Genomic DNA, 24,778 nt, shown 5'->3' with positions numbered 1-24,778 from the left:
GCATGGCCAAGGATTACGTAGGGCGTAGTAAGCCCAAGAAGCGCGCGGCTAAACCTAGCCGCGCGGTATCTAACAATAAACGTTTCCCTTTACCGCTAGCATTAGCGGTAATTGCGGCTATTGTGGGATTTGCAGCGTTGCTCTTTAATATAAAAGGCACAGCCCCAACACCCGCACCAGAGCTAAGCGAGATAGTAAAACCTAAAGCAGCCACGCCCACTAAACCCAAAACAACGCTGCCCGAGCCACCTAAAGAACGTACTTACGTTAAAGAGCTGGAAGAGAAGAAGGTTGAAGTAGAGATTGCCGAGCAGTCCTCTAAACCAAGCAAGCCTTATCAAATGCAGTGCGCCTCTTTTCGTAGCCGCGATAAAGCCGAAGAAAGCAAAGCGCTTATCGCCTTTGCCGGCCTAGAAAGCCAAATTAGGCGCACCGAAGGGAAAAACGGCGCATGGTATCGAGTGGTTTTAGGCCCTTACCCCACTAAACGCGACGCAGAGCGTGCTCGACACATACTGCAGCGAGCCAAAATTAATGGCTGCCAGATTTGGCATTGGAACTTCTAAAACACCTCCCACACTAAATAAGCTGAATAATCCTAATTCAGCTTATTTTTTAATTAGTTAGAATCAAAGTAGTATTAAAGTTTTGTATTAACAATCGACCGTTAAAACAACTACTTTAGAGCACTATTTCAGCAAAAAATCCTCACCCTTTAGTGAAAAAGCTAGAAAAAAACAACGCTAAGCAATTAAAAATATTAGTTATTTGAACTAGTTCTCAACTATGTTATAAAAATGTAGCTAGGCTAGTATGTTAGGAATAACTAAAATGCGGAATATCTATAAGCTTCAATCCGCGACTCGTAATAGGAACGCGATGAAATGGAAAACACGGAACTAGAGCAGCTCGACCGTCGTCGCTCAATGCGACTGGATTTAGAGAATGAGCCAGTGCAACTAACGTGGAAAGACGGCGAAGGCGAAGATCAAAGCATTGAAGCAACCTGCATAGATATCTCTCGACGTGGCATGTTGGTAAAACATAGCAACGATCTGCAAATAGGAACCAAGCTAAAAATACAATTTTCTGCGGGACATAGTGATACCTCAGAAATGAAAGCCAAGGTTGCACGCTGTCACCGTAAAAATTTCTCCAGCTATCATATGTTTTTGTTATTACTATAGAAAAACCACCTGCACGAGCAAAACTGGCGAACTGTCTTATACTTATTATTACTTGTAGCAATCTTAACGAGATAAAAAACAACAAGTAGCGATAACAAGGAGCAGCCATGCTAATACTAGTAGGTGGAGAAAAAGGCGGCAGTGGCAAAAGCTGCCTCGCACAAAACATTGCTGTACACCTTAAAACCAGCCTAAATGCCAACATCTTGATGGTGGACTGCGACCCACAGCGCACTACCTCTGATTGGATTCAAGCCCGTAATGAAGATGAATCGCTACCAGGCATCAACTGCATTCAGCTTTACGGCAAGATCCGCAAAGACCTATTAAGCCTAGAAGGTGGCTACGACTTTGTAATTGTTGATTGTGGCGGCCAAGATAACCTCGCCATGCGCGCCGCTATGTCGGTTGCAAAATATGTACTTATTCCATTGCGTCCAAAACGCCGTGATTTAAAAACCTTACCGCACATGGAAGACATGCTTAGCACTTGTAAAATGGTTAACCCAAAAATGGTGGCCAGTTTTGTTATCACCCAGTGCCCTGCTTTACCTAGCCAAGTACAACGCATACTTGATGCAAAAGACGTTTGCCGCTCCTTTGGTTTACACGTACTAGACTCTGTCACCTTTTCTCGCAACATTTATGACGACAGCGAAGAAAGTGGCCGCTCGGTGATTGAAATAGAACAAGATGGTAAAGCCGCGGCAGAAATAGCCGCCATTGTTGATGAGTTATTTGCGATCCAACAAGAAGACTCTCATGAGTTTAACTGATCTTAAAAAGCGCTCTAAACAAACCGTTAAGCGCAACAAAGTAAGTGTCGATCAGTTTATAGAAGACGCCGATAACTATGCACAGGGTAAACCTAGCACTGTAAATAAACTGACAAGCGAGGCTAAACCTACCACTAATTTCCGTCACTGTACTTTTACCTTCGATGCATCGGCAATTAGCCACTTACAACAAGCTTCCCAGCAACATAAAGTGGCTAAATCTAAACTACTTAGGCTGCTACTAAAGCAATTCGACTCACTCAGCCCTCAGCAGCAACAAGCCCTTTTAGATGAGAACCAAGAGCGCTAAAACCGCGCTGTTTTTTAGATTACACCTTGAAAACGCTGCTACTCCCCCCCATTTCACAGTTATAGCCAAGCTAACGCTGCAAGTTAGCTCAACAAACTGAGGAAATAACGTGACTACTATCGTCTCCGTACGCCGCAACGGCAAAGTGATCATTGCTGGCGATGGCCAAGTCTCCCTTGGCAACACCGTAATGAAAGGCAACGCCAAAAAAGTGCGCCGCCTATACCACGGAAAAGTACTCGCTGGATTTGCAGGTGGTACTGCAGATGCTTTCACCCTATTTGAGCGTTTTGAAGCTAAGCTAGAAATGCACCAAGGCCACTTAACAAAAGCAGCAGTAGAGCTTGCCAAAGACTGGCGAACCGACCGAATGCTGCGCAAGCTAGAAGCGTTGCTTGCAGTAGCCGACAGCGAAGCGTCGCTAATTATCACCGGCAACGGTGACGTAGTGCAGCCAGAACATGACCTGATTGCTATTGGCTCTGGCGGGCCATTTGCCCAGTCTGCTGCATTAGCATTACTTGAAAATACCGAGCTAGGCGCACGCGAAATTGCTGAAAAAAGCCTTACCATCGCCGGAAACATCTGTGTGTTTACCAACCTAAACCACACTATTGAAGAATTAGACGCCAAAGCCTAAGGCTTTGCAGGAAGAAATTATGTCGGAAATGACCCCAAGAGAAATTGTCTCAGAATTAGACAACCACATTATTGGCCAAAGCGACGCTAAGCGTGCGGTAGCGATTGCCCTGCGTAACCGCTGGCGTCGTATGCAACTTGATAACGAGTTGCGCCAAGAAGTGACCCCAAAAAACATCTTAATGATTGGCCCAACGGGTGTAGGTAAAACCGAGATTGCTCGTCGTTTAGCCAAACTAGCCAACGCGCCGTTTATTAAGGTAGAAGCGACCAAGTTCACCGAAGTGGGCTACGTGGGTAAAGAAGTTGAAACCATTATTCGTGATTTAGCTGATGTTGCGTTTAAAATCACCCGCGAACAAGAAACCGAAAAGTTCCGCTTTCGCGCCGAAGACCAAGCCGAAGACCGGATACTAGATGCCTTACTTCCGCCTGCTAAAGACACTTTTGGTCACGAAGAAGACACCAAAGAAAACTCGACTCGCCAAACATTTCGTAAAAAGCTACGTGAAGGCCAGCTCGATGACAAAGAGATCGAAATCGATGTAGCTCAACCACAAGTTGGTGTAGAGATCATGGCACCTCCTGGTATGGAAGAAATGACCAACCAGCTGCAAGGCATGTTCCAAAACCTTTCTGGCAACAAAGACAGCAAGAAGCGCAAACTCAAGATCAAAGAAGCCTTTAAGCTGTTGGTTGAAGAAGAAGCAGCCAAAATGGTTAACCCAGAAGAGCTTAAAGAAAAAGCCCTGCATGCGGTAGAAAACAACGGCATCGTGTTTCTAGATGAAATTGATAAAATTTGTAAACGCGCCGATACCTCAGGCCCGGATGTAAGCCGCGAAGGTGTGCAACGAGACCTATTACCTTTGGTAGAAGGTTCAACGGTAAGTACCAAACACGGCATGGTGAAAACCGATCACATTTTGTTTATTGCCTCTGGTGCTTTCCAAGTGGCTAAACCTTCAGATCTAATCCCTGAACTACAAGGTCGTTTGCCGATTCGCGTAAACCTTAGCGCTTTAAGTGCCGAAGATTTCGTCCGAATTCTTACCGAGCCAAATGCCTCTTTAACCGAGCAGTACAAAGCCTTAATGGCCACCGAAGGTTTAGACATCGAGTTTACCGAAGACGGTATTCGTCGCATCGCTAATGCGGCATGGCAAGTAAACGAGCGCACCGAAAACATTGGTGCTCGCCGCTTGCACACGGTAATGGAAAAGCTGATGGAAGAGCTAAGCTTTGTTGCCTCAGACAATGCAGGCCAAACCATCGTAATTGATGCCGATTACGTGACTAAGTACCTAGACGACTTAGTAGCAGATGAAGATTTAAGTCGCTTTATTTTGTAATCATCTTGCTAAGTTAATTCAAAGCCGCCAAGTTGGCGGCTTTTTTATGCCTCTTGTTTGTTGGTTTGCTGATTAAGCCTTCTGTAAAAGACTTGATATTTCTTAATTGAAAACGGCAACTTAGGGTTTATACTGGTAGCGATTATTCGGGCCAATTTAGGATCCAGACCATGGAATATAATACCTCTGAACTTTGTGACCTTTATGCAGATACGGTTGACGTTGTTGAACCGATGTTTGCCAGCTACGGTGGCAGAAACGCTTTTGGGGGCGAAATTACCACCATTAAGTGCTTTGAAAATGCCGGCTTAATTGCTCAGGTAGTTCAAGAGTCTGGAACTGGCCGAGTATTGTTGATTGATGGCGGTGGTTCGCTACGTCGCGCCTTGGTAGATGAAAGCATCGCCGAAACGGCAGCCGACAATGAATGGGACGGCATTATTGTTTACGGTTGCGTGCGTGATGTGGATGCGCTGGAAGACCTAGACATAGGCATTCAAGCCCTAGCCTCTATTCCGGTAGGCGCTGATGCAGAAGATGAAACCGGCGATGTGAACATTCCGGTTAACTTTGGTGGCGTGACCTTCCTTCCAGAAGATCACATTTATGCAGATACCACCGGGGTAATTTTATCGCCAGAGCCGCTAGATATAGAATAAGCGCTCAAGTAACTAATTATTCGGCGTGAACGTCTTCAATACGGCCTAATAAGGCTTTAAGACGTTCTTGCCAAGCTTGTTGCTCCTGCACTAAACGGCCGTTTTCGTCGTTTAATTTGCTGTTTTGCTCTTTAAGCTCGTCAATTTCCATACGTAATAGTTCAATGCTATCAACTGCTACCTGAACTTTTGCTTCTAATTTTTCTAATACATCAAAAGACATTAATATTTCTCCCGTTAATTCCGTCTCAAAGCCAACTCAGCTTGTTTTTTGTTGAGTCAGTCATCATGGATATATGAACGCTAGTTAGTGTTCACCTACTGATGGTGACTGCTTTTAAAGCAGCATACTCTTGTCATCTATAGCCAACAAGGGTAGAAATGTATTTCCCTAACTAGTTGTTGAATAAATAATCATGAATTTACAAAAAGGCCGTTATCGTCACTACAAAGGCCCAGAATACCAAGTTATTGATACTGCAATACACTCAGAAACAGAAGAAGTATTGGTGCTTTACAAGCCTTTATATGGCGAGGGGAAGCTATGGGTAAGACCCTACGATATGTTTTTTGAAAACGTGGAGTTTGAAGGTAAGCAAGTGCCTCGGTTTGCATTTATCGAGGCACAGTAGCTATAGCGCTAAATATTTTGCCCCATATCAATGGCTGGCATGTCGCAGCTAGGCGTGCCAACCACTTTTGCCGGTACGCCAGCCACTGTAGTATGAGCTGGAACAGACTCTAATACTACGCTACCTGCACCTACTTTAGCACCGCGGCCAACTTCAATATTGCCAAGGATTTTAGCTCCGGCCCCAATCAATACACCGCGACGAATTTTTGGGTGGCGGTCACCACGATCTTTACCGGTACCACCTAAAGTTACCGACTGCAAAATTGACACTTCATCTTCAATAACCGCGGTTTCCCCCACCACAATACCGGTGGCATGATCGAGCATGATGCCTTTACCAATGGTCGCTGCTGGGTGAATATCTACCGCAAATACCGCTGAGATTTGATTTTGCATATAACGGGCTAAGGCTAGTCTGCCCTTGTGCCAAAGCCAATTTGCTACTCGATGGCCTTGCAAGGCATGAAAGCCTTTTAAGTAAAGTAACGGGATGGCGTAGTATTTTACTGCCGGATCACGATCTTTTACCGCAACAATGTCTGCGGCTACGGCTTCTAAAATACCAGGATCAGCCAACAAAGCTTCTTCAATAAACTCTCGCAGCAAAATCGCTTGAACCGTTGAGCTGTCAAGCTTACTCGCAAGCTGAAAACTTAATGCAGAAGACAAGCTGTGATGATTTAGAATGGTGGAGTAAAAGAAACTCGATAGCATTGGCTCGTCTGCCGCCATGCGGGTTGCTTCATCTCGGATTTGTAACCATACCGTCTCAGCTAGAGTTTGTTTGATTTGATAATCCTTTACCTTTGCCACTACTTCACCTTACTCAAGATCTAATTTCTTTTCTTGCGGAACCACCGATTGAGGGTCTTGGTGGATCAATACATCAGCTTCCGGCCACTCGGCCATAAAAGCAGCTTCAACCTCATCGGCAATTCTATGCGCCTCATACAGGCTAAGCTTATCATCAAGCTCTAAATGAAGTTGTATAAATTTTGTATGCCCAGATTGGCGAGTACGAATATCATGAGCACCCAATACCCCTTCAACCGCTAAAGCAGAGCTAAGCACTTGTTTTTGAAAGGCCTCTGGAAGCTGCCTATCCAATAGATTTTGTACCGACTCTTTACCAATGCCAAAAGCGCCGTAACAAATATAAATGGCAATAAGCACAGCGAACAAGCCATCAGCCCAATACCAACCATAAAAGCTAAGCACTAAGGCCACCAGCACTGCAATATTCATGTATATGTCCATGGCATAGTGCATCGAATCGGCTTTAATTACCGCGTTATTGGTTTTAGCGATAACGTAGCGCTGGAACATGACTAAGGCAAAAGTAATAACAGTAGAAATAACCATTACCGTAATACCTACGGTGCTGTGTTCAATGGCTTTGGGGTGTAGCAATTCGCTCACGCCGCCAAACATCAGCATTAAGGCCGAACCGGTAATAAAGGCCGCTTGCGCAAGACCAGCTAAATGCTCTGCCTTACCATGGCCAAAACTGTGTTCTTTGTCGGGGGGCTGCAGGGCATAGCGCACTGCTAGAAGGTTCACTAACGACATAGCAATGTCCATTAGTGAATCAATTAAGGAAGCAAGAATACTTACCGCGCCAGTATATAAAAATGCGGCGCTTTTAATAACAAGCAAGGTCACCGCTACACAAGTTGCAACCCATGTAGCTAAGGTGACCAAGCGCTGATAACGTTGCTTATCCACTTTACAAATTCTTTGGAAGATTTTGTAAAGTATAACGTTTAGTGCATGTTAAAGTTGAGCTTTTTTATCGCCCTTCTGCATACGCTTTTGCTGTTTTTCCATCTTTTTAGCGCTTAACTCTTGGTATTTCTGCTGTTGCTCAGGGGTTAATACTTGATAAATTTCCTGTTGAGCCTGTAGCATATTCATCATACGAGTTTGATGATTAGCTTGCTGCACATCAATAAACGCTTGAGCGGCACCTTCGTCAAAACTGGCTGCGGTGATAATTTCCATACGCTGTTGATACATCGCTTGACGCTGTTCCGCATTGGCTTGAGGTTTATGCTGCTGCATAATCTCTTTTACTTGAGCCTTTTGCTCATCAGTTAAGTCTAGCTGCTTCATCATCTTCATGGCTGGATGTCCGCCACGTTGCTTACCTTCACCATTAGATTTAGCAGCAAAGGCTACAGGTGCAACAACAAGTGCGCCAACAAGGGTAGTAACTAGTAACTTTTTCATTTTCTTTCCTCAGGTCTATTCGGTCATTTGTAGTCTACAAAAGCCAATGCAAACTAACCGCAGCAAAGTGTAAAGCTATGTAAAAGGCGAACATTAAGCACGGCAAAGCGCTGTGAGTTTTGTACAATTTGCTTATTAATGTTGAATAGAGAATCGCCCAGTGGATTTACTACTTATAGATGACGACAAAGAACTGACCGAGTTACTCGGCGAACTCTTAGAACTAGAGGGATTTAGTTGTGAGGTATGCAACGACGGCTTGAGCGGCTTAGCCAAGCTAGCAGAAAAGCGTTACGACTTAGTACTGCTCGATGTAATGATGCCGGGTAAAAACGGCTTCGAAGTATTAAAAGAATTGCGTAAAGACAACCAGCAACCGGTATTAATGCTTACCGCCAAAGGTGATGAGATAGACCGAGTGCTGGGTTTAGAGTTAGGCGCTGACGACTACTTAGCCAAACCCTTCAGCGAGCGAGAATTGCTAGCGCGTATAAGAGCCATTTTACGTCGCACTCAAAACAGTCCGCCAGCCGATCCTAAACAAGACCTTATTTGCCACCAAGATCTGACCCTCTCTGTTGCTAAACAGCAAGTACACTGTGATGAGCAAGAGTTAGAGCTCACCAGTACCGAGCTGTTATTGCTACAACACTTGCTGGAGCAGCCAGGCAAGCTATTAGAAAAAGATAGCCTAAATCAAAAAGTATTGGGCAAACGCCTACAAGCGTTTGATCGCAGCTTAGATATGCACATTAGTAATTTACGTAAAAAGATCCCTGATCGCAAAGACCAACTGCCGCGTATCAAAACGGTGAGAGGCAAAGGTTACATGTGGTTAGAGTGGTAATAATGAAGCGCTTAATCAACAACCTGTTTGTAAAAATCTTCATCTCATTTTGGATGATTTTGCTGGTTACGGCCTTTGTGTCGATTAACCTGTCCAGAATGCTTAGCGAAGACAACTTCAAAGCGCCTAAATGGGCGGTAAAAAACTTACATGAATTTGCCCTACGTATAGAGCGTAACCCTGAACGCATGTTAAGCCCGCGTTTAGAGCCCCACCTTAAATCTCGTTTTGGTAAGCCCTTTATCGTTAATAGCGAAGGCGAAGTGGTAAACCGTGAAAACATCAGCCGGGGCATGAGGCGCTTTTTAGTTAACCACGATAACATTGAAGACCCTCGAATCATGCTCGATAAAAAGCACATTTTGATTGGTCCGCAAGCGCTTACCATCGATAACCAGCGTTACCTGCTCTATGTAGAGCGCCGAAGTAACCCAGAACAGCTGCACGCTATCCGTAACTTTGGTGTATCACCGTGGTTTTTATCGCTAGTAGCCGTGGGTTTAAGTTTAGCGCTTTGTTTCTTACTTACTCGTCACATCGTAAGGCCACTTAAAAAACTGCAATCTGCCGCGAATAAAGTATCACTGGGATATCTAGATACACCACTACCGGAGATCAATCGTGGTGATGAAATTGGTCAACTGTCTGATAGCTTGCAGAGAATGGTAGACACCCTTAATCAAGCCATTAGCAACCAACAACGCCTGCTTAGCGATATATCTCACGAGCTGCGCTCGCCGCTTACTCGCTTAAACATGGCACTCGCGCTACATAAAAAGCGCCAGCAAATGACTCCCGAGGTGGAACGAATAGAGCGAGAATCGCAACGCCTAGCCGAGATGATTGACGCCTTGCTATCTTTATCGCGCATGCAAGTTAACGCCAAACAACAAAAAATGACCTTGCAGGAACTCATTGAAGACTTAGTTAGCGATTGTGAGTTCGAAGCAGAACAGTTAAACAAACAGTTTAGTGCCAACTACCCGCAGCAACTGAGTGTGATTTGTTACCCAGAGCTACTCGCATCGGCACTTGAGAACGTTTGTCGCAACGCCCTTAAATACGCAGATCGTAAGGTTAAACTAAGCGCTAGTGTGCAAGACAACCTGCTCACCTTGATTGTGCGAGATGATGGCCCAGGCCTTCCAGATGACGAATTAAATAGCATTTTTCGACCATTTTATCGTAGCGGTGAAGCACGAGACCGTGACAGTGGCGGAGTAGGATTAGGCTTGGCGATTGCCGAATCGGCGATTCGCCAACACGGTGGTAGCATTAGTGCCAGCAATCATTCGCGTAAAGGGCTAGAAGTTAGCCTACGCTTGCCACTACAATAGCGCTTTTCGCAGCCACTTGGATTAATCATGATTAACATTGTGCTATATCAACCAGAAATACCGCAAAACACCGGCGCAATTATCCGTTTAGCGGCGAACAGCGGTTGTAACTTACATCTTATCGAGCCTTTAGGTTTCGCCTGGGATGATAAGAAAGTTAAACGTGCCGGCTTGGATTACCACGAGTTTGCCGAGGTAAAACGCCACCCAGACTACCAAGCCTTCTTAAACAGCGAGCAGCCTAAGCGCTTGCTTGCTTGTACCACCAAAGGCAGCGGTTTTCATAGTGACTTTGCTTTTGAAGCGGGTGATTATCTAATGTTTGGCCCTGAAACACGCGGCCTACCCGATGAAGTGCTAAATGAGATAGATGGTCAATTTAGGCTGCGTATTCCAATGTTGGCCGATAGCCGCAGCATGAACTTATCTAATGCTGTATCGGTATTTGTTTACGAAGCTTGGCGCCAACTAGGCTATGTAGACGGTGTATAACTAAGCCAATACTAAAGGTGTTCAGGCCGTGCAAATACGTGATTACCAACACAGCGATCTGAACACCATTATTAACATTTACAACCTTTCTAAACTCGACGAGTTACGCTTTGAGCAAAAAACATTTAGTCTTCTGCCATTAACTCAAGATCAGCAACGTTTCGCCTCTCTTAAACAATCAACTATTTTTGTCTATGAAACCGATAAGGTAGTAGCTTATGGCGCGCACCAAGGCTCGGTGATAAGCGCTTTGTTTGTCCATCCCGACGCTCGAAGTAAAGGGTTCGGCAAACAACTGCTAGAGCACCTATTAAACAATATCAACGACACTGCCCGCTTATATGTTGCCAAAAGCAATTGGCCTGCCAAAGCGCTCTACCAAGATCATGGTTTTGTTGTCAGCGATACCTTTCAAACCAGCTACAATGGTGTTGCTGTAATAGCCAACGAAATGCTGCGCTCAGTTAAGCCTTATGCTTAAACCAGCGCTGGCTCTTTAAAGCCTGATAATAAATCCACCCCAGGCTCAATCCTCTAATTGCCATAAAACCGCACATCGCTAACCACAGGGCGTGGTTCCCCCAACTTTGAGTAAACCACCAAAGCGGAAAGAACCCGGCGAAACTAGCCAATAACATCGAGTTACGCATAATGCGCCCCTCAGAAGTAGCAATGAAAACACCATCTAAGATAAAGCACCATACCGAGACTAACGGCAGCAAAATCATCCAATTAAGATAGCTAGCCGCAGTGCTGCGGATTTCGGGTATATCGGTAAGCAACGCAACCAGTTGCTCACCCAATACTCCAAAAACCAAACTAAAGCCAATGCCCGCCACTAAGGCTAACTGCAAACACTGTTTAATCGTTACCACAAACAAGGCACGGTCATTTTTGCCCTTTGCTTTACCCGCTAAGGCTTCTACGGCGTAAGCTAAACCATCTAAAGCAAAAGAAACAAACATCAAGAAGTTAAGTAATACTGCATTGGCCGCAACAATGTGGTCGCCCAAACGCGAGCCTTGAAAAGTGATGAAAGCAAAACAAGCTTGCAAGGCAAGTGAGCGCAAAAATATGTCTCGGTTTAGCGAGAATAATCCCGCCAAATGCTGGCGATTAAAATCGGCCCAACAATCCTTTAACGACGGTAAGGCATTAAATCGTGTTAAAAACTGCTTGCGGCACAACGCCAAACCAACAGCCAATGAGAAATAGTCGGCAATCACGCTGGCTAAAGCAGCACCCTGCACTTTCCTATCTAGCCCCACCACAAACAGCACATCCAAGGCAATGTTAGTGGTATTGGCTACAATCAGCAGTAGCATGGGGGCTCGAGCATTTTGCATGCCCAATAACCACCCCAACAACACTAAGTTAAGCAGTGCCGCTGGTGCGCCCCAAATACGGGTAGAGAAATACTGCGCCGCATAAAATTGAACCTGCTCACTGCCACCGGCTAAAGCCAAACCCAGTTGCAATATTGGTTGGCTAAGCAGCAGTAAGGCCAATCCAATAAGCACAGCAATGCAGGCAGAATTAAAGCCTATTCGCTGTAACGCTAGCTGATCATCTGCACCAAAAGCTTGCGCACTTAAGCCTGTGGTCGACATGCGCAAAAAACCACATAACCAATACACCAGGCTAATCATCATTGAGCCTAAGGCAACCCCACCAAGATAATAAGCATGATCTAAATGGCCAATAACAGCCGTGTCCACCAGCCCCAATAAAGGAATAGTGATGTTAGACAAAATCATTGGCACGGCAATGGCCGCAATGGCGGAAAAACGCGAAACAGACATGAAAGGGAAACTAAGCAGGCGATAGCGAGAGTGTAAGAGTTAGTTACACTCTCGGCAAGCCTTTAAAAGCTAGGGACTGTTTATAGCAAAGCAAACAACCAATGGTCTGCCAACAAGGCAACAAACAACAACATCAAATACACTATCGAGAAGGCAAATAGGCGCATTGCGTCACGCTGGTTATCCCCCTTATACAGTCGCCAAGCTAAGTGCATAAAACGCAGGTTAAGTGCACAACTTAACACGAGGTAAAGCACCCCACTCATGCCCACTAAAAAGGGTAGCCAAGCAACAGCGAACAGCAGCAGAGAATAAAGAACTATCAACTTTTTGGTAAAGCCCACACCGTGGGTAACCGGCAGCATTGGAATATTAACCTTGGCGTAATCTTCACGGCGAGCAATTGCCAAGGCCCAAAAGTGTGGCGGAGTCCAAGTGAATATCAGCATTACTAGCAATAAGGGTTCAGCCGATATGGCGTTGTTTACTGCCGTCCACCCCAACAATGGAGGCATAGCACCTGCTAAGCCGCCAATTACAATGTTTTGCGGCGTTGCTCGTTTAAGCCAAAGGGTATAAATCACCGCATACCCCACTAAGCTAGCTGCAGTTAGCCAAGCCGTAAGAGGATTAACCCACCAGTACAGCATGACAAAACCCACCACCGATAAGAGAGAGGCCCATAGCAAAGCCTGCCAATTGGCTATCGCACCAGTAGGTAAAGGGCGTTTGTGAGTGCGCGCCATTGCGGCATCTGCTTCACTATCAATGTAGTGATTAAAGGCGGCAGCGCCCGCAGCCATTAAACCTATGCCTAGATTACCTACTAGCAAAGCCTGCCAAGGCGGCAAACCAGAAGTTGCCAAGCATGCTCCTACCACCGCAGTGAGCACAATAAGGGCTACCACTTTGGGTTTGGTGAGTTTGTATAAGGCGCGCCAATTAATGCCTTTGTTGAGTGAACTTGGCGGGTTAAGCGTGTTCAACTTCGCCATAATGCGTCTCCTTTTGCTCAACGAATGTTGCTACGGCCGCACCCTGATAGTGAGCCAAGATTAAACTGATTAGACTTAACAACAACATGGCAGCCACTAAGTTATGCGCCACAGCTATCGCCAAGGGTACTTGCCAAAGCACATTGGCAACGCCTAAACCGACTTGAGTAAACAATATAAAAATCAGCCTAGAGGCACGCCCTCGCTCCATATCACTATGTCGTCGCTGAATGTAACTTAGCGCCAGAATGAACAAGTAAATGGCTGTTACGCCTGCCCAAATACGATGGGTAACATGAATGGTTTTGCGCTGTTCATGACTAAGCACACCAAATTCGTAATCATTGCCAGTAGCAAGCGGCAGCGGATCAAACGCATCCAGCTGGTAAGAGCTTAGCCATTCTTCATGGCAAAGCGGCAAGCCCTGACAAGAAATGGCCGAGTAGTTAGCCGATGTCCAGCCACCTAATGCTATTTGCACAACTAGTACCAATAAACCTAGCCACAACCAACGGACACTTCGCTGGGGCTTAGCTAATGGACGTTTTGCAATCATCAACCACGTAAACAATAAAGCCAGCATTGAAAAACCACCCAATAGGTGGCCCATAACCACAATGGGCATTAAACCAAGTGTCACCGTAAGCATGCCTAATATGGCTTGAAAGCCAATAAGCAGCACCGAGGCTAGCGCCCAAAAGCGGTGTTGCTTTTGCCAAAATGCCAGCGCAGCTAGTCCCACCACTAGCAAACCTAAACCGCCAGCAAAGTAGCGATGAATCATCTCATTCCAGGCTTTGTGAGCTTCTAGCGGCCGCTCTGGATAAGCATTAGCCGCGTGTTGAATATGCTCTTCACTTTGTGGAACCACTAACTGCCCATAACAGCCAGGCCAATCGGGGCAACCTAAACCGGCATCAGTTAAGCGAGTGAATGCGCCTAAACCAATGACAACAACGGCAAGTAAAATAGCGGCAATTAATCCCTTTTGCATATGCTGTCCTTAAACTCTATTGAAACCGCGAGTTTTTAATCAGTCGCTTCAAATCGGTGATTAGCCCTTTGATCTGCTCATCACCTTGAGCGGGTTGGTAGCTCAATATCACCCAACCTGTTGGGTCTATCACTAACCACTGTTGATCGTAATCAGCCAGTTGTTGATTAGCTTGTCCCAGCCTCATTTGCTCAAGGCCGTCGTTAATTTGATTAAGCTGTTCACCGGAAGTGAGGGCAACTTTTTGAGTTTGCTGTTTGGCGATGCCCAAAGCTAACCAAGCATTATTGAGTTTGCCAAGCTGTTGCAAACAAGTTTGCGAACAGTCGCCATCAATAACCTGAGCAATCGACCACTTACCTATGGGATAGTTTTCCAGCTGTCTTGGCGGCTCCATCCACTCCCCATGACTGAGTGCACCTGGTTCATACCAACCCATTTTAAGTACCACCCAAGCCAAAATAAGCGGCACTAAAAATACCGAAGCAAGTAACAACATGGTTTTTTGGTGACTTCTCATAAACCTTCCTTGTTTCTATTTTGCACGCAAAAATAAACGGTTAAGCCAGCGGCAACTAAGGCCATTAGCAACCATTGCAGCGCATAACCTTGGTGCTTTTGCGGCGATATTGACACTAACTGTTCAGAACTATGCTCAAGTTGGCTGTCTAGCACAAAAGGCAACAATTCAAGATTCCAATAATCGGACAAAGCCGCAATGTTGATTTGCTGAACCCGCAATCCCTGCGGCAGCTCTTCTAACCAGTGCTGCTGGCTAAGTACCACTGGCAAGCTGATTTCTCTTAATCGATAGCGCGAAGGTAGCTCTTGAGCACTTATGGCTTCTGGTAGTAAACGCCTATCTGCTCCAGCGGGCTGCCAAGCAAGACGCACTAGTACATTGCCTTGAGGGGTATCGGCTAAGGTATAGGCGTCGTACCCCACTACTCCTTCATTTACTTTATTGTCTAACCACAAAAACTTATCCGTGCTTGCGATGTCACTGACTCTAACTAATTGAAACGGCTGCACACCCGAAGCAAGGGCCTGTTCTAAACTGGTTTCGAGCTGCGATTGCTGCTGGTATTGATCTAATAACTGCTGTTTTTGTTCACTGCGTTGCCATTGCCACAAGGAAAGCTTGACCATTAGCCCTATCAGCGCAACCATAAGCACAACAAACAGTATCAAGCGGTAAGAAACTGTTTTTTTATCAGCCTGTTGAGAGAGCTTAGTTATGGTCATAAAACTGCTAATTACCGCGTTAATCCTGTTTGTGGTGGTGAACATGCTGTTTGCTTTACGGGTAATGCTAAAGGGCGGAGAAAAACCAATGACCCATTATTTGGGAAAACGCTTAATCTTTAGCGTGTTGGTTATCCTTTTGGTTTTACTCGCCATGGCCTTGGGCATTATTCAACCCAACCCACGCCCTTACTAAAGCACATAGACAAAAATAAACAGACACAACCACACCACATCTACAAAGTGCCAATACCAACTCGATGCCATAAATGCAAAGTGACTCTTACCGGTGAAGTGGCCTTTTAGTACCCGCAAAAACATCACCGTAAGCATGATTGCGCCTAAAGTAACGTGTAAGCCGTGAAAACCCGTGAGTAAGAAAAAGGTATTGCCATAAATGCCTGAATCAAGGCGCAAGCCTAATTCCTGATACGCGTGAATGTATTCTTCAATTTGGAAAAATAAGAAAGCAAAACCTAGCACCAAGGTAATGGCTAACCACATTTTAAGTGGCCCACGTTTATCTTTTTCTAAACTCACATGAGCAAAGTGCAAAGTCACTGACGAAATCACCAGAATTACAGTATTCAACAGTGGCAAGCCGAACCAGCCCATCGCTTGGGTGGTTGTACCGCCGGGCGTTTCAACTAGCGGCCACATGGCAGTAAACTCTGGCCATAACACCGCGCCAGTCATTTCATTATTACCAGCACCGCCCAACCAAGGCACAGCAATCATTCTGGCGTAGAATAACGCTCCGAAAAATGCACCAAAGAACATCACCTCAGAGAAAATGAACCAACTCATGCCTTGGCGAAAAGAGCGGTCCATTTGGGCACTATATAAGCCATCCATACTCTCTTGGATAACATTGCCAAACCAACCAAACATCATGGTAACAATTACCACAAAGCCACATGACAATATCCAAAGGCCGTAGCTTTGTTCACTGCCCATTTGTTGAACAGAAAAACCAGCGCCCATGGCGATTAGGAATAAACCCACCGCGCCAACAATTGGCCATATACTTTGCGCAGGAACGTAATACTTCTCATAAGGCTGCGTCATTGCTCACCTCTCCATCGGCACTTACTTGTGCAGTTTCAGATTCAATCGGCTCGCCCTCTACGGCAAATAAGGTGTAAGCCAAAGTTAAGGTATTTATATCTTTAGGTAACTCAGGATCTACATAGAAGAACAATGGCATGTCTTGTTGCTGACCTGGAGCTAGGGTTTGCTGCTCAAAACAAAAACAGCTGACTTTTTTTAGATGATTGGCCGCCAAACCAGGGCTAACCGAAGGAACCGCCTGCACCGTGCCACGTTTGGGAGTAAGGTTACTAGCACTAAAATCAACCTGTAGCGTCTCACCTGGATGGACTTTTACTTGGTTAACCTTAGGGCCAAACTTCCAATTAAGCCCTTGCGGCACATAGCTAATAAACTCCACGGTTACGGTGCGCTGTTGGTCGGTAACAAGGCTTATTTCACTGGCTTCTGTAGCTGTTTTGCCGTTAATGCCGGTAACCTGACAAAATACGTCATACAGCGGCACTAAGGCGTAACCGAAGCCGAACATAGCCACTACTACAAGCAGCAGCTTTGTGACTAAACGGCCATGGCCAAGCATATTATTTAATCTCCGGCGGTGTAGAGAAACTATGGTAAGGCGCTGGCGATGGCAATGCATCCCACTCTAAGCCCTCTGCGCCTTCCCAAGGTTTAGCCGGAGCAGGTTCACCGCTTCGAATACACTTAATCACCATGTACAGGAAGATGAACTGCGACAAACCAAAGGCAAAACCACCAATACTCACAATGGCGTTAACATCGGCAAACTGCAACGCATAGTCTGGAATACGCCGTGGCATGCCACCTAAGCCTAAAAAGTGCATAGGGAAGAACAACACATTTACCGAGATAAGCGAACACCAGAAATGTAGCCGGCCCAAGCCTTCGTCGTACATATTACCGGTCCACTTTGGTAGCCAATAATAAGCAGCGGCCATAATCGAGAATACCGCGCCTGTTACCAGTACATAATGGAAGTGCGCCACCACAAAATAAGTGTCGTGATATTGGAAATCCACCGGCGTAATCGCCAACATCAATCCCGAGAAACCACCAATGGTGAACAGCACAATAAAGGCCAGCGCGAATAACATCGGCGTTTCAAAGGTCATTGAGCCGCGCCACATGGTGGCCACCCAGTTAAATACCTTCACCCCAGTAGGCACCGAGATCAGCATGGTACAAAACATGAAGAACAACTCAGCCGCCACAGGCATACCCGTAGTAAACATATGGTGCGCCCACACAATGAAGCTTAAACCAGCAATAGATGCAGTGGCGTAAACCATCGAGGCATAACCAAATAACCTTTTACGAGAGAAGGCTGGAACAATCGCCGAGATAATGCCGAATGACGGCAAAATCATAATGTAAACTTCAGGGTGACCAAAGAACCAGAATATGTGCTGGAACAATACGGGGTCTCCCCCACCAGCAGCATCAAAAAACGACGTACCAAAATACTTATCTGTAAGCACCATGGTCACTGCACCCGCTAATACCGGCATCACAGCAATCAGCAAAAATGCAGTGATAAACCAAGTCCATACAAACAGCGGTAACTTCATGTAAGTCATGCCGGGTGCACGTAAGTTCATAATGGTAACAATCACATTGATCGCCCCCATAATCGAACTAATCCCCATAATATGCACCGAGAACACAAACAAAGCGGTACTGTCTGGGCTGTAGTTAGTAGAAAGCGGCGCGTAGAAAGTCCAACCAAAGTTAGGGCCACCACCTTCCATAAACAACGAGGCCAACAGCATGGTGAAAGCAAAAGGTAAAATCCAAAAGCTCCAGTTATTCATGCGAGGCAAGGCCATATCTGGCGCACCAATCATCATAGGAATCAGCCAGTTAGCCAAACCGGTAAAGGCCGGCATCACTGCACCAAACACCATGATTAAGCCGTGCATGGTGGTCATTTGATTGAAAAAGTTAGGTTCAACTAACTGTAAACCTGGTTGGAACAGCTCGGCGCGGATCACCATCGCCATCGCGCCACCGGTAATAAACATGGCAAAACTAAACCACAAATACATTGAACCAATGTCTTTATGGTTAGTGGTCAATACCCAACGCATTAAACCGCGCGGGGCACCGTGATGGTGCTCATCATGGTCAGCATGAACGTCACTAATCGTGCTCATTATCTCTCTCCCTACTGCGCTGCGTTTTGCACGGCCACAACATCCTTGGCCTGCACTAAATCACCGGTATCATTACCCCAAGCGTTACGCTCGTAGGTAATTACGGCAGCCAGCTCTTTTAAACCTAGCTGTTTACCAAAGGCTTGCATCGCAGTGCCCGGTACACCATTCACAACTACTTCAATATGTTTGCCCACATCACCAATAGCGATTGGACTGTCTTTCAAGCCAGGGAACACACCTGGTAAGCCTTCACCGTTAACTTGGTGACAAGCCGCACAACTTTTGTCGTAGACTTTTTTGCCCAGCGACATCAGTTCGTCTTGCTCCATAGTCATAGCAACCAGTTCTAACTCTTGGGCTTGTTTGGCTTGATAAGCAGCTTCTTCTTCGGCTAACCAAACATCGTAATCGGCCTGCGTTTTAGCGATAACCACAATCGGCATAAAGCCGTGGTCTTTACCACATAACTCAGCACACTGGCCGCGGTATATGCCGGGTTTATCAATGATGGTCCAAGCCTCATTAATAAAACCTGGGTTGGCGTCTTTCTTAACTGCAAAATCCGGTACCCACCAGGAGTGGATAACATCTTCCGAAGTCATCAAAAAGCGTACTTTTTTATCGATGGGCAATACCAGCGGTCGGTCTACCTCAAGCAAGTAGTTTTTGCGTTTTTCCAGCTTGCCGTTAACTTCATCCATATCAGATGCCAGCACACTGTAAAATTCCAGTTCACGGTCAAAGTATTTGTAATGCCACTTCCACTGGGAACCTGTTACTTGAATGGTGATATCGGCATCGGAAGGATCTTCCATGGCCAACAGGGTTTTAGTGGCAGGAATCGCCATCCCAATCAAAATAATGAAAGGAACGATGGTCCAAATAATTTCTACTTTGGTACTTTCATGAAATTGAGCCGGCTTGGCTCCTTTAGACTTGCGATGATGAAAAATAGCCCAGAACATGGCGCCAAACACCAGCACCCCAATAGCACAACAAATATAAAAAATTGTCATGTGCAGGCCATAAACCTGCTCACTAATGGCGGTAACACCCGGACGTAAGTTGAATGACATTTCTTGCGCAAATACTTGCGACGAAAAGAATGTCAGCATTATTAGCTGAATCCATCGGCCCACAGCGCTCTCCTTTGCTAGTAGCCAACGACAACAACTCTCCAAACTAGGAAAGTAGCTGCAGAAAAAGGGAAATCCCCCACCCCAAAAGTAGTAGACAGCAACAGCTAAATACAAGCTACTGCTTATAAATTAACCCCTAAGTTAAAGAAATGTAAATATATTGTTGAGATTTTTATGGATAAACACAAAAGATGTGATGCTAACGACAAAAGCCCAAATCGGGCTGATTTGGGCTTAAAAAGAGCGGAACTTATTGCTATGTAAGGCTTACATCCAATCGGCAGTGCGAATAATACCTACCGCCAAGCCTTCGATTTCGATGCTTTGATACTCTAAATCAACTTCAATAGTTGAGAGCTCTTCATTCTCTGGGTGCAAGTAAACCATTTTACCGTCGCGCTCAAAACGCTTAACCGTAACATCGTCTTCTAAACGTGCCACCACCACTTGCCCATTATGAACATTATTGGTTTTGTGCACCGCTAACAAGTCACCATCCATAATGCCGATGTCTTTCATACTCATTCCCTGCACCCGCAGTAAATAATCAGCATGAGGATTAAACAAGTTAGCATCTACCGCATAGTGCGACTCTACATGCTCCTGCGCCAAAATAGGCTCGCCTGCAGCCACTTGGCCGATTAAGGGTAAACCGGGTTCTAAGTCTTCGGCCACTGGCTCATTAGCGCTGGCTGGCAAATACTCTTCACTAATGCGAATACCGCGCGAAGCTCCAGGGATCATCTCAATAGCCCCTTTCTTAGCAAGTGCTCGTAGGTGCTCTTCTGCCGCATTAGCGGAACGAAAGCCTAATTCTTTAGCGATCTCTGCACGGGTTGGCGGCATACCCGTTTCGGAAATATGACGACGAATTAATTCAAATACTTCTGTTTGACGGGGTGTTAAGGGCTTCATAGTCTACCTGTAAGTTTATACAGCACACTGTTAGTATATACAGCATGAGCAATGAAGCAAGGATTTATCTAAATCAGTGACTTATTGTAGGTTTCAGTTTCTTTGGAAATCTTTCCGCTACTTTAAAACTACGCTCCAAATTTTGAGTTGTAGATTGCAATGTGATGGAAACTGAGTCAGAAGTAAGATGCTAAGTATCTAGCTAACTCCCCTTTGGGCAAAAGCGTGTTTCAAGTTGACCTCGTGAATGTCCGGAAATGGCACAGAGTTACCGCCTTTAGCAACTAAATCTCTACTACGCTCTTCCCCTGATAGTGATAAAATCGCCGCATCAGAATTACCGAGAAACACTATGTTTATTCATCATGTTAACGGCATCGACTGGCTGGTGATTACAGCTTTTGAAGAACTAAAAACAATGTTTATCGAAGAAGCGGGGGCGATCCCCTCATGCTTCTCTACTGCCAGCGAGCTGAGCCTGATTGATCAAGCCAAGCGCACCCATGGATATTTGCCTACATTCAGCGGCGTAATCACCGATACGGGCACTTTTCAAAGCCAATTTAACGAAGAAGATTTAAACCCACAGCTTGCCTGCTTAGTGGAGGGACGCGGGCGGGTGTTTATCTATCACGGCGGCTTTGTCGCTTTTGTGGATGACGAGCAAACCTTTATTACTCGATTGGACTGACAATTACTTTGTAAGTTGAAACCAGCGAACTGGAATCGCTAAGCATTCATTCGCATGCGTTTCGTTTATTAACAGTGTACGAATTGAATGGAGTTGGGCTCTATATTTAGAGAAAAAAGCAATGCTGCGGTTAACTGGCGAGCAATCCCCCTAGACAAACTGACTTAGAAAGAGTTTTAAAAAAGCGATTTTTGACGCTCAAACATAGCAAAAATTGTTATTTCCACCCCAAACCAAAAAACCAATAAGAAATTGAAAAAATATAGATAAAAAGCTCAAACGCTGGCACCAAAACTATAAGCAAATTTTTAACTAAGAATTTTGCTACTAAACGAAATTCTCGGCCGCGCTAAGCTTGCTAAAATTGAAAGCAACAAGAGATTCCACGAAATGGCTGCCTTCATTTTTCTAAACGATTCTATCCTTAAGCGATGCTTAGACTAAAACACGACGCCTTATAATTCAGAGCTTTTAATCGAACAGCTCTTAGAGGTAAAACCTGCTTCATCAACATGAAAAACTTTCATTATTTAGTTGCTTTATCTGAATTAGACTCATTTATGATAATTAGGGTAATGCGTAGTGGTGGTATAGAAATAATGAGTAAACATGTAGCGGTGTTAGATGGTGGAATGGGCCGAGAACTTAAAAGAATGGGAGCGCCTTTTTCACAACCTTTATGGAGTGCTCAAGCACTGATCGAATCACCTTCCTTAGTACGCCAAGCTAATCAAAACTTTATAGATGCGGGCGCCGAAATAATTACTGTAAACAGCTACGCTTGTGTGCCTTTTCATCTAGGTCAGGAATTATTCGAACGCCAAGGGGCAGTGCTTGCGCAACTGGCGGCTAAGATCGCTAACTCTGTAGCAAAGGGTGCTATAAGCAACAGCCAGCGCTCGATTACGGTTGCTGGGGCCATCCCACCGGTACTAGGCAGTTATCGACCCGATCTGTTTGAACCAAAGCAAGCAATGGGCATACTCGACACTTTGGTAGCAGCTCAAGAACCCCATGTAGATATGTGGATTGCCGAAACCATTTCTATCATTGAGGAGTTTAGTACTATTCAACAGGCACTTAAAAACAGCACTAAGAAAAAGTACTACTCTTTCACCCTGCAAGATGTCCCCAGTGAGCAGGCAAGCCTAAGGTCTGGCGAGTTACTTGCTGACACAATAAAACAAGTTTGCGATACCGGCGCTGATGGAATGCTATTTAACTGTTCTATTCCTGAGGTTATGGCCGAGGCAATAAAACAGACTAAGGCGCTAAGTAAAGCGTTCGGAAAAGAGTTAGAAATAGGCGCTTATGCCAATAGCTTTGGTCCCATTCAAGCAGGTCATAAAGCCAATAACTCATTAAATCAAACTAATGCTGTATCGGCTGAAGAGTACCTAGAGTTTGTAAAACAGTGGCACCAGCTTGGAGCCACCATCATAGGGGGTTGCTGTGGTATTCATCCTGAACACATTCAAGCAATTAGCCACTGGAAATACGCTGAGCATTAAGCGCTCGAAGCAATAGAACCTGTTAAATTAATGGCCTTGGCTCAACATAAATACCACTGTTGCCGCCAAAGTAAGTCCTAAGCAGCGATTAACAATTAGCATTTGCGAAGAGGATTTTAGTAAGCGTTTTAGCGCCGCGCCAAAGTAGGCCCACACCATGGTACACAAAGTTGTGACAATTAAAAAAGCTACGATGATAACACTCACCTGCAATAGGTAGTTTCCCGACACATCGGTAAATTGCGAAAATACGGTCATGGCAGCAATCCAAGCTTTTGGGTTCAACACCTGAATTAAGGCACCAGCTCCAAAACCCGCTGAATGCTCTACTCTATCTTTCTCGGCCACACTATGCTGGCTGATGCCCCAAGCAATATACAATAAATAAGCTGCTCCCAAGTATTTGAGAGCGCTATATAACTCAGGATTGGCGGTAAGTAAGCTAATTAGCCCTGCACTGGTGCCCGCAAATACAATCAGCACTCCGAATGAGGTGCCTGCAATAAATGGCAAAGCTGCAGCAAAGCCAAAGCGATTGGATATGCCCAATAAAGCTAAATTACCAGCTCCAGGTGTAATAGACATGGATGTAGCAAACAACAAAAAAGCGACTGCAATTTGAACACTCATAAACATCCACTCCACACAAATTCGATATTCAGCATAGTTTTAATAGCGAGGTGAATAGTTTATTTGCTTATGCAGGAAGAACTTTGCTTTATGCGTTAAAATACACCCCATTAAAGGCAGAATATTTCAAAATTAAATATGAGTAGACAAGAAAACACCCAAGAGACGCTTGATGATACCGATATTGCGATCCTGAAGCATATTCAACGTGAAGGTCGCATTAGCAATAGTAAGCTGTCTGAAAAGGTTAACTTAAGTGAAACACCTTGTTGGCGGCGCTGGAAAAGACTCGAAGAAGCCAATTACATCAGTGAATACACCGCAGTGCTTAATCGCAAAAAACTGGGCTTTAGCATGGTAGGCTTTACCTTAGTTTCACTAGGTAGTCATGATGTTGAAAACACCGATAACTTCGAGGAATTTGTATCAGCCACCGAGTGGATCCCACTGTGCCATTGCATCGCAGGTGGGGCTGATTACATGGTACAAGTAATCGCCAAAGACTTAGATGAATATTACGAACGCATTAGCCAATTGCGAAGAGTACGCGGTGTAAGTGCCTTGCACTCCAATATCTCGGTTAAAGAGATAAAGAACAGCTACTCCATCCCCTTAGAGTAAGGCAGAGCAGAGTCTTAAGAAATTAGCGCAATAGCAACAATGCACACTTAATAAACCAAAGGAATTCAACCAGGAATAAGTTCTTGGTTGAATAACACAAGCTTAATTTCCAGCACGGTGTACTACGTAAATAACAATATCTTGATTGTTATGAATATCGCTAGGAACAAGCTTCCTCCTTCGTTAATCGCCCCTAAACGTTCTGGAGTATCTGACTTTTTAACCGCAATCATCGCAATGCGGTATCGGCCCTTCATCATTACCTCAACCTCATAAACCAAGCTTGAGCTGATGGCTGAGGCACAAAATGAAGAATCAACCTTGACGGTTCCAACCCTCGCATTCTAGTCGCTAGGTCGGCACCAAAGCGCTTGTAATAAAAAGCGAACTAAGTACTAAAAGCGGAAAGTTAAGGCTTGTTGTCTTTGTGGAATTTTTGCTTAGAGAGCAATAAAGGACGACTTTTGTACGATCAAAATCAAATAATTCGTACTTTAAGATAAATAAAAGCCGCTGGCCAATTGCTTAAAAAGTGACTGAGGTATA

The 24,778-nt window shown here is 45.1% G+C and carries 32 protein-coding genes; 16 read left to right on the top strand and 16 right to left on the bottom strand.

Going from position 1 to position 24,778, the window contains the following annotated elements; translation table 11 throughout:
* Window positions 1-2: 2 nt before the first annotated feature.
* The 7 genes from OV592_RS02050 to rraA all read left to right on the top strand — a co-directional run bounded on the left by OV592_RS02050 (window position 3) and on the right by rraA (window position 4,923).
* Window positions 3-566, top strand: coding sequence for an SPOR domain-containing protein (locus OV592_RS02050; protein WP_152783562.1), 564 nt, complete (start codon window positions 3-5; stop codon window positions 564-566).
* Between the two features lie 318 nt (window positions 567-884).
* A complete protein-coding gene (locus tag OV592_RS02045) occupies window positions 885-1,187 on the top strand; it encodes a PilZ domain-containing protein (RefSeq protein ID WP_016399707.1) in 303 nt (100 codons plus the stop codon).
* A gap of 107 nt (window positions 1,188-1,294) precedes the next feature.
* Complete coding sequence (locus OV592_RS02040; RefSeq protein WP_016399708.1) at window positions 1,295-1,963, top strand: AAA family ATPase; 669 nt, start codon at window positions 1,295-1,297, stop codon at window positions 1,961-1,963.
* Entirely contained in the window at window positions 1,950-2,273 is a 324-nt protein-coding gene (locus OV592_RS02035) for a replication protein RepA (protein WP_406610229.1), read from the top strand. Before OV592_RS02040 ends, OV592_RS02035 begins: the two co-directional genes overlap by 14 nt.
* A gap of 109 nt (window positions 2,274-2,382) precedes the next feature.
* Complete coding sequence (hslV, locus tag OV592_RS02030; protein ID WP_016399711.1) at window positions 2,383-2,913, top strand: ATP-dependent protease subunit HslV; 531 nt, start codon at window positions 2,383-2,385, stop codon at window positions 2,911-2,913.
* Between the two features lie 19 nt (window positions 2,914-2,932).
* The gene (gene hslU / locus OV592_RS02025) at window positions 2,933-4,264 is read left to right on the top strand and encodes an HslU--HslV peptidase ATPase subunit (protein WP_016399712.1); all 1,332 of its coding nucleotides are present in this window, start codon (window positions 2,933-2,935) and stop codon (window positions 4,262-4,264) included.
* Between the two features lie 170 nt (window positions 4,265-4,434).
* Window positions 4,435-4,923, top strand: coding sequence for a ribonuclease E activity regulator RraA (gene rraA / locus OV592_RS02020; protein ID WP_016399713.1), 489 nt, complete (start codon window positions 4,435-4,437; stop codon window positions 4,921-4,923).
* Window positions 4,924-4,939: 16 nt separating this feature from the next.
* Here rraA and OV592_RS02015 read toward each other — a convergent pair whose 3' ends face one another.
* On the bottom strand, window positions 4,940-5,146 hold the full coding sequence (locus OV592_RS02015) for a cell division protein ZapB (protein WP_016399714.1): 207 nt from the start codon (window positions 5,144-5,146) through the stop codon (window positions 4,940-4,942).
* A 193-nt stretch (window positions 5,147-5,339) separates the two neighbouring features.
* On the opposite strand from OV592_RS02015, the gene OV592_RS02010 reads away from it, so the two are divergent.
* Window positions 5,340-5,555, top strand: coding sequence for a DUF1653 domain-containing protein (locus OV592_RS02010; RefSeq protein WP_338623477.1), 216 nt, complete (start codon window positions 5,340-5,342; stop codon window positions 5,553-5,555).
* An 8-nt stretch (window positions 5,556-5,563) separates the two neighbouring features.
* Here the strand turns inward: OV592_RS02010 and cysE are convergent, their stop codons facing one another.
* The 3 genes from cysE to OV592_RS01995 are packed head-to-tail and all read right to left on the bottom strand — an operon-like array spanning window position 5,564 to window position 7,786.
* Window positions 5,564-6,370, bottom strand: a complete 807-nt coding sequence (gene cysE, locus OV592_RS02005) for a serine O-acetyltransferase (protein ID WP_016399716.1) — start codon at window positions 6,368-6,370, stop codon at window positions 5,564-5,566.
* Between the two features lie 9 nt (window positions 6,371-6,379).
* Window positions 6,380-7,282 (bottom strand): cation diffusion facilitator family transporter, encoded by a 903-nt coding sequence (locus OV592_RS02000; protein WP_406610228.1) that lies wholly within the window; start codon window positions 7,280-7,282, stop codon window positions 6,380-6,382.
* 48 nt (window positions 7,283-7,330) lie between these two features.
* Window positions 7,331-7,786, bottom strand: coding sequence for a Spy/CpxP family protein refolding chaperone (locus tag OV592_RS01995; RefSeq protein ID WP_016399718.1), 456 nt, complete (start codon window positions 7,784-7,786; stop codon window positions 7,331-7,333).
* Between the two features lie 160 nt (window positions 7,787-7,946).
* Between OV592_RS01995 and OV592_RS01990 the strand changes: the two genes are divergently transcribed.
* Genes OV592_RS01990 through OV592_RS01975 form a run of 4 tightly spaced genes read left to right on the top strand, consistent with a single transcriptional unit; the run spans window position 7,947 to window position 10,943 of the window.
* On the top strand, window positions 7,947-8,633 hold the full coding sequence (locus OV592_RS01990; RefSeq protein ID WP_406610227.1) for a response regulator: 687 nt from the start codon (window positions 7,947-7,949) through the stop codon (window positions 8,631-8,633).
* 2 nt (window positions 8,634-8,635) lie between these two features.
* Window positions 8,636-9,970, top strand: a complete 1,335-nt coding sequence (locus OV592_RS01985) for an ATP-binding protein (protein WP_406610226.1) — start codon at window positions 8,636-8,638, stop codon at window positions 9,968-9,970.
* A gap of 27 nt (window positions 9,971-9,997) precedes the next feature.
* Entirely contained in the window at window positions 9,998-10,462 is a 465-nt protein-coding gene (trmL, locus tag OV592_RS01980) for a tRNA (uridine(34)/cytosine(34)/5-carboxymethylaminomethyluridine(34)-2'-O)-methyltransferase TrmL (RefSeq protein WP_220719253.1), read from the top strand.
* 28 nt (window positions 10,463-10,490) lie between these two features.
* Window positions 10,491-10,943 carry an N-acetyltransferase family protein gene (locus OV592_RS01975; RefSeq protein ID WP_406610225.1) on the top strand — a complete coding sequence of 151 codons (453 nt, stop codon included), beginning with the start codon at window positions 10,491-10,493 and terminating at the stop codon, window positions 10,941-10,943.
* Here OV592_RS01975 and dinF read toward each other — a convergent pair.
* The 5 genes from dinF to OV592_RS01950 all read right to left on the bottom strand — a co-directional run bounded on the left by dinF (window position 10,927) and on the right by OV592_RS01950 (window position 15,498).
* On the bottom strand, window positions 10,927-12,264 hold the full coding sequence (gene dinF, locus OV592_RS01970) for an MATE family efflux transporter DinF (protein WP_406610224.1): 1,338 nt from the start codon (window positions 12,262-12,264) through the stop codon (window positions 10,927-10,929). The genes OV592_RS01975 and dinF overlap by 17 nt on opposite strands.
* A gap of 80 nt (window positions 12,265-12,344) precedes the next feature.
* Window positions 12,345-13,259: a heme o synthase gene (gene cyoE, locus OV592_RS01965; RefSeq protein WP_406610223.1), complete on the bottom strand. Its 915-nt coding sequence runs from the start codon at window positions 13,257-13,259 to the stop codon at window positions 12,345-12,347.
* The gene (locus tag OV592_RS01960; RefSeq protein ID WP_406610222.1) at window positions 13,237-14,253 is read right to left on the bottom strand and encodes a COX15/CtaA family protein; all 1,017 of its coding nucleotides are present in this window, start codon (window positions 14,251-14,253) and stop codon (window positions 13,237-13,239) included. The genes cyoE and OV592_RS01960 overlap by 23 nt, the downstream gene beginning before the upstream one ends.
* Before the next feature lie 16 nt (window positions 14,254-14,269).
* Window positions 14,270-14,773 carry a hypothetical protein gene (locus OV592_RS01955; protein ID WP_406610221.1) on the bottom strand — a complete coding sequence of 168 codons (504 nt, stop codon included), beginning with the start codon at window positions 14,771-14,773 and terminating at the stop codon, window positions 14,270-14,272.
* On the bottom strand, window positions 14,770-15,498 hold the full coding sequence (locus OV592_RS01950; RefSeq protein WP_406610220.1) for an SURF1 family protein: 729 nt from the start codon (window positions 15,496-15,498) through the stop codon (window positions 14,770-14,772). The genes OV592_RS01955 and OV592_RS01950 overlap by 4 nt, the downstream gene beginning before the upstream one ends.
* Here OV592_RS01950 and OV592_RS01945 point away from each other — a divergent pair.
* On the top strand, window positions 15,491-15,694 hold the full coding sequence (locus OV592_RS01945; protein WP_016399728.1) for a DUF2909 family protein: 204 nt from the start codon (window positions 15,491-15,493) through the stop codon (window positions 15,692-15,694). The two genes, OV592_RS01950 and OV592_RS01945, sit on opposite strands and share 8 nt — an antisense overlap.
* Here the strand turns inward: OV592_RS01945 and OV592_RS01940 are convergent.
* The 5 genes from OV592_RS01940 to lexA form a co-directional block, all read right to left on the bottom strand.
* Window positions 15,691-16,566 carry a cytochrome c oxidase subunit 3 gene (locus tag OV592_RS01940; protein WP_152783580.1) on the bottom strand — a complete coding sequence of 292 codons (876 nt, stop codon included), beginning with the start codon at window positions 16,564-16,566 and terminating at the stop codon, window positions 15,691-15,693. The genes OV592_RS01945 and OV592_RS01940 overlap by 4 nt on opposite strands.
* On the bottom strand, window positions 16,550-17,128 hold the full coding sequence (locus tag OV592_RS01935; protein ID WP_338623456.1) for a cytochrome c oxidase assembly protein: 579 nt from the start codon (window positions 17,126-17,128) through the stop codon (window positions 16,550-16,552). The genes OV592_RS01940 and OV592_RS01935 overlap by 17 nt, the downstream gene beginning before the upstream one ends.
* Window position 17,129: 1 nt before the next feature.
* Window positions 17,130-18,722 (bottom strand): cytochrome c oxidase subunit I, encoded by a 1,593-nt coding sequence (ctaD, locus tag OV592_RS01930; protein ID WP_016399731.1) that lies wholly within the window; start codon window positions 18,720-18,722, stop codon window positions 17,130-17,132.
* Between the two features lie 11 nt (window positions 18,723-18,733).
* The gene (gene coxB / locus OV592_RS01925) at window positions 18,734-19,840 is read right to left on the bottom strand and encodes a cytochrome c oxidase subunit II (RefSeq protein WP_040306634.1); all 1,107 of its coding nucleotides are present in this window, start codon (window positions 19,838-19,840) and stop codon (window positions 18,734-18,736) included.
* Window positions 19,841-20,131: 291 nt separating this feature from the next.
* The gene (lexA, locus tag OV592_RS01920) at window positions 20,132-20,779 is read right to left on the bottom strand and encodes a transcriptional repressor LexA (protein ID WP_338623453.1); all 648 of its coding nucleotides are present in this window, start codon (window positions 20,777-20,779) and stop codon (window positions 20,132-20,134) included.
* 352 nt (window positions 20,780-21,131) lie between these two features.
* Between lexA and OV592_RS01915 the strand changes: the two genes are divergently transcribed.
* Both OV592_RS01915 and OV592_RS01910 read left to right on the top strand, forming a co-directional pair.
* On the top strand, window positions 21,132-21,470 hold the full coding sequence (locus OV592_RS01915) for a cytosolic protein (protein WP_406611409.1): 339 nt from the start codon (window positions 21,132-21,134) through the stop codon (window positions 21,468-21,470).
* Between the two features lie 599 nt (window positions 21,471-22,069).
* On the top strand, window positions 22,070-22,981 hold the full coding sequence (locus OV592_RS01910) for a homocysteine S-methyltransferase family protein (RefSeq protein WP_406610219.1): 912 nt from the start codon (window positions 22,070-22,072) through the stop codon (window positions 22,979-22,981).
* Between the two features lie 27 nt (window positions 22,982-23,008).
* Here OV592_RS01910 and OV592_RS01905 read toward each other — a convergent pair whose 3' ends face one another.
* Entirely contained in the window at window positions 23,009-23,611 is a 603-nt protein-coding gene (locus OV592_RS01905; protein ID WP_406610218.1) for a LysE family translocator, read from the bottom strand.
* A 138-nt stretch (window positions 23,612-23,749) separates the two neighbouring features.
* On the opposite strand from OV592_RS01905, the gene OV592_RS01900 reads away from it, so the two are divergent.
* Window positions 23,750-24,232, top strand: coding sequence for an Lrp/AsnC family transcriptional regulator (locus tag OV592_RS01900; protein WP_406610217.1), 483 nt, complete (start codon window positions 23,750-23,752; stop codon window positions 24,230-24,232).
* A gap of 122 nt (window positions 24,233-24,354) precedes the next feature.
* Here OV592_RS01900 and OV592_RS01895 read toward each other — a convergent pair whose 3' ends face one another.
* The gene (locus OV592_RS01895) at window positions 24,355-24,492 is read right to left on the bottom strand and encodes a hypothetical protein (RefSeq protein ID WP_406610216.1); all 138 of its coding nucleotides are present in this window, start codon (window positions 24,490-24,492) and stop codon (window positions 24,355-24,357) included.
* Window positions 24,493-24,778: the final 286 nt, after the last annotated feature.

It is taken from the genome of Agarivorans sp. JK6 (assembly GCF_045277145.1).
Lineage (GTDB): Bacteria > Pseudomonadota > Gammaproteobacteria > Enterobacterales > Celerinatantimonadaceae > Agarivorans > Agarivorans albus.
The sequence above is the reverse complement of the archived record's forward strand: the minus strand, read 5'-3'. Positions and strand labels throughout refer to the sequence as shown.

Bases quoted from the DNA above. Each gene is read 5' to 3' on its own strand.
- OV592_RS02050 (WP_152783562.1), top strand. From the start codon at position 3: ATGGCCAAGGATTACGTAGGGCGTAGTAAGCCCAAGAAGCGCGCGGCT.
- OV592_RS02045 (WP_016399707.1), top strand. From the start codon at position 885: ATGGAAAACACGGAACTAGAGCAGCTCGACCGTCGTCGCTCAATGCGA.
- OV592_RS02040 (WP_016399708.1), top strand. From the start codon at position 1,295: ATGCTAATACTAGTAGGTGGAGAAAAAGGCGGCAGTGGCAAAAGCTGC.
- OV592_RS02035 (WP_406610229.1), top strand. From the start codon at position 1,950: ATGAGTTTAACTGATCTTAAAAAGCGCTCTAAACAAACCGTTAAGCGC.
- hslU (WP_016399712.1), top strand. From the start codon at position 2,933: ATGTCGGAAATGACCCCAAGAGAAATTGTCTCAGAATTAGACAACCAC.
- rraA (WP_016399713.1), top strand. From the start codon at position 4,435: ATGGAATATAATACCTCTGAACTTTGTGACCTTTATGCAGATACGGTT.
- OV592_RS02015 (WP_016399714.1), bottom strand. From the start codon at position 5,146: ATGTCTTTTGATGTATTAGAAAAATTAGAAGCAAAAGTTCAGGTAGCA.
- OV592_RS02010 (WP_338623477.1), top strand. From the start codon at position 5,340: ATGAATTTACAAAAAGGCCGTTATCGTCACTACAAAGGCCCAGAATAC.
- OV592_RS01995 (WP_016399718.1), bottom strand. From the start codon at position 7,786: ATGAAAAAGTTACTAGTTACTACCCTTGTTGGCGCACTTGTTGTTGCA.
- OV592_RS01985 (WP_406610226.1), top strand. From the start codon at position 8,636: ATGAAGCGCTTAATCAACAACCTGTTTGTAAAAATCTTCATCTCATTT.
- trmL (WP_220719253.1), top strand. From the start codon at position 9,998: ATGATTAACATTGTGCTATATCAACCAGAAATACCGCAAAACACCGGC.
- dinF (WP_406610224.1), bottom strand. From the start codon at position 12,264: ATGTCTGTTTCGCGTTTTTCCGCCATTGCGGCCATTGCCGTGCCAATG.
- cyoE (WP_406610223.1), bottom strand. From the start codon at position 13,259: ATGGCGAAGTTGAACACGCTTAACCCGCCAAGTTCACTCAACAAAGGC.
- OV592_RS01960 (WP_406610222.1), bottom strand. From the start codon at position 14,253: ATGCAAAAGGGATTAATTGCCGCTATTTTACTTGCCGTTGTTGTCATT.
- OV592_RS01955 (WP_406610221.1), bottom strand. From the start codon at position 14,773: ATGAGAAGTCACCAAAAAACCATGTTGTTACTTGCTTCGGTATTTTTA.
- OV592_RS01945 (WP_016399728.1), top strand. From the start codon at position 15,491: ATGGTCATAAAACTGCTAATTACCGCGTTAATCCTGTTTGTGGTGGTG.
- OV592_RS01950 (WP_406610220.1), bottom strand. From the start codon at position 15,498: ATGACCATAACTAAGCTCTCTCAACAGGCTGATAAAAAAACAGTTTCT.
- OV592_RS01940 (WP_152783580.1), bottom strand. From the start codon at position 16,566: ATGACGCAGCCTTATGAGAAGTATTACGTTCCTGCGCAAAGTATATGG.
- OV592_RS01935 (WP_338623456.1), bottom strand. From the start codon at position 17,128: ATGCTTGGCCATGGCCGTTTAGTCACAAAGCTGCTGCTTGTAGTAGTG.
- ctaD (WP_016399731.1), bottom strand. From the start codon at position 18,722: ATGAGCACGATTAGTGACGTTCATGCTGACCATGATGAGCACCATCAC.
- coxB (WP_040306634.1), bottom strand. From the start codon at position 19,840: ATGCTGACATTCTTTTCGTCGCAAGTATTTGCGCAAGAAATGTCATTC.
- lexA (WP_338623453.1), bottom strand. From the start codon at position 20,779: ATGAAGCCCTTAACACCCCGTCAAACAGAAGTATTTGAATTAATTCGT.
- OV592_RS01915 (WP_406611409.1), top strand. From the start codon at position 21,132: ATGTTTATTCATCATGTTAACGGCATCGACTGGCTGGTGATTACAGCT.
- OV592_RS01910 (WP_406610219.1), top strand. From the start codon at position 22,070: ATGAGTAAACATGTAGCGGTGTTAGATGGTGGAATGGGCCGAGAACTT.
- OV592_RS01905 (WP_406610218.1), bottom strand. From the start codon at position 23,611: ATGAGTGTTCAAATTGCAGTCGCTTTTTTGTTGTTTGCTACATCCATG.
- OV592_RS01900 (WP_406610217.1), top strand. From the start codon at position 23,750: ATGAGTAGACAAGAAAACACCCAAGAGACGCTTGATGATACCGATATT.
- OV592_RS01895 (WP_406610216.1), bottom strand. From the start codon at position 24,492: ATGATGAAGGGCCGATACCGCATTGCGATGATTGCGGTTAAAAAGTCA.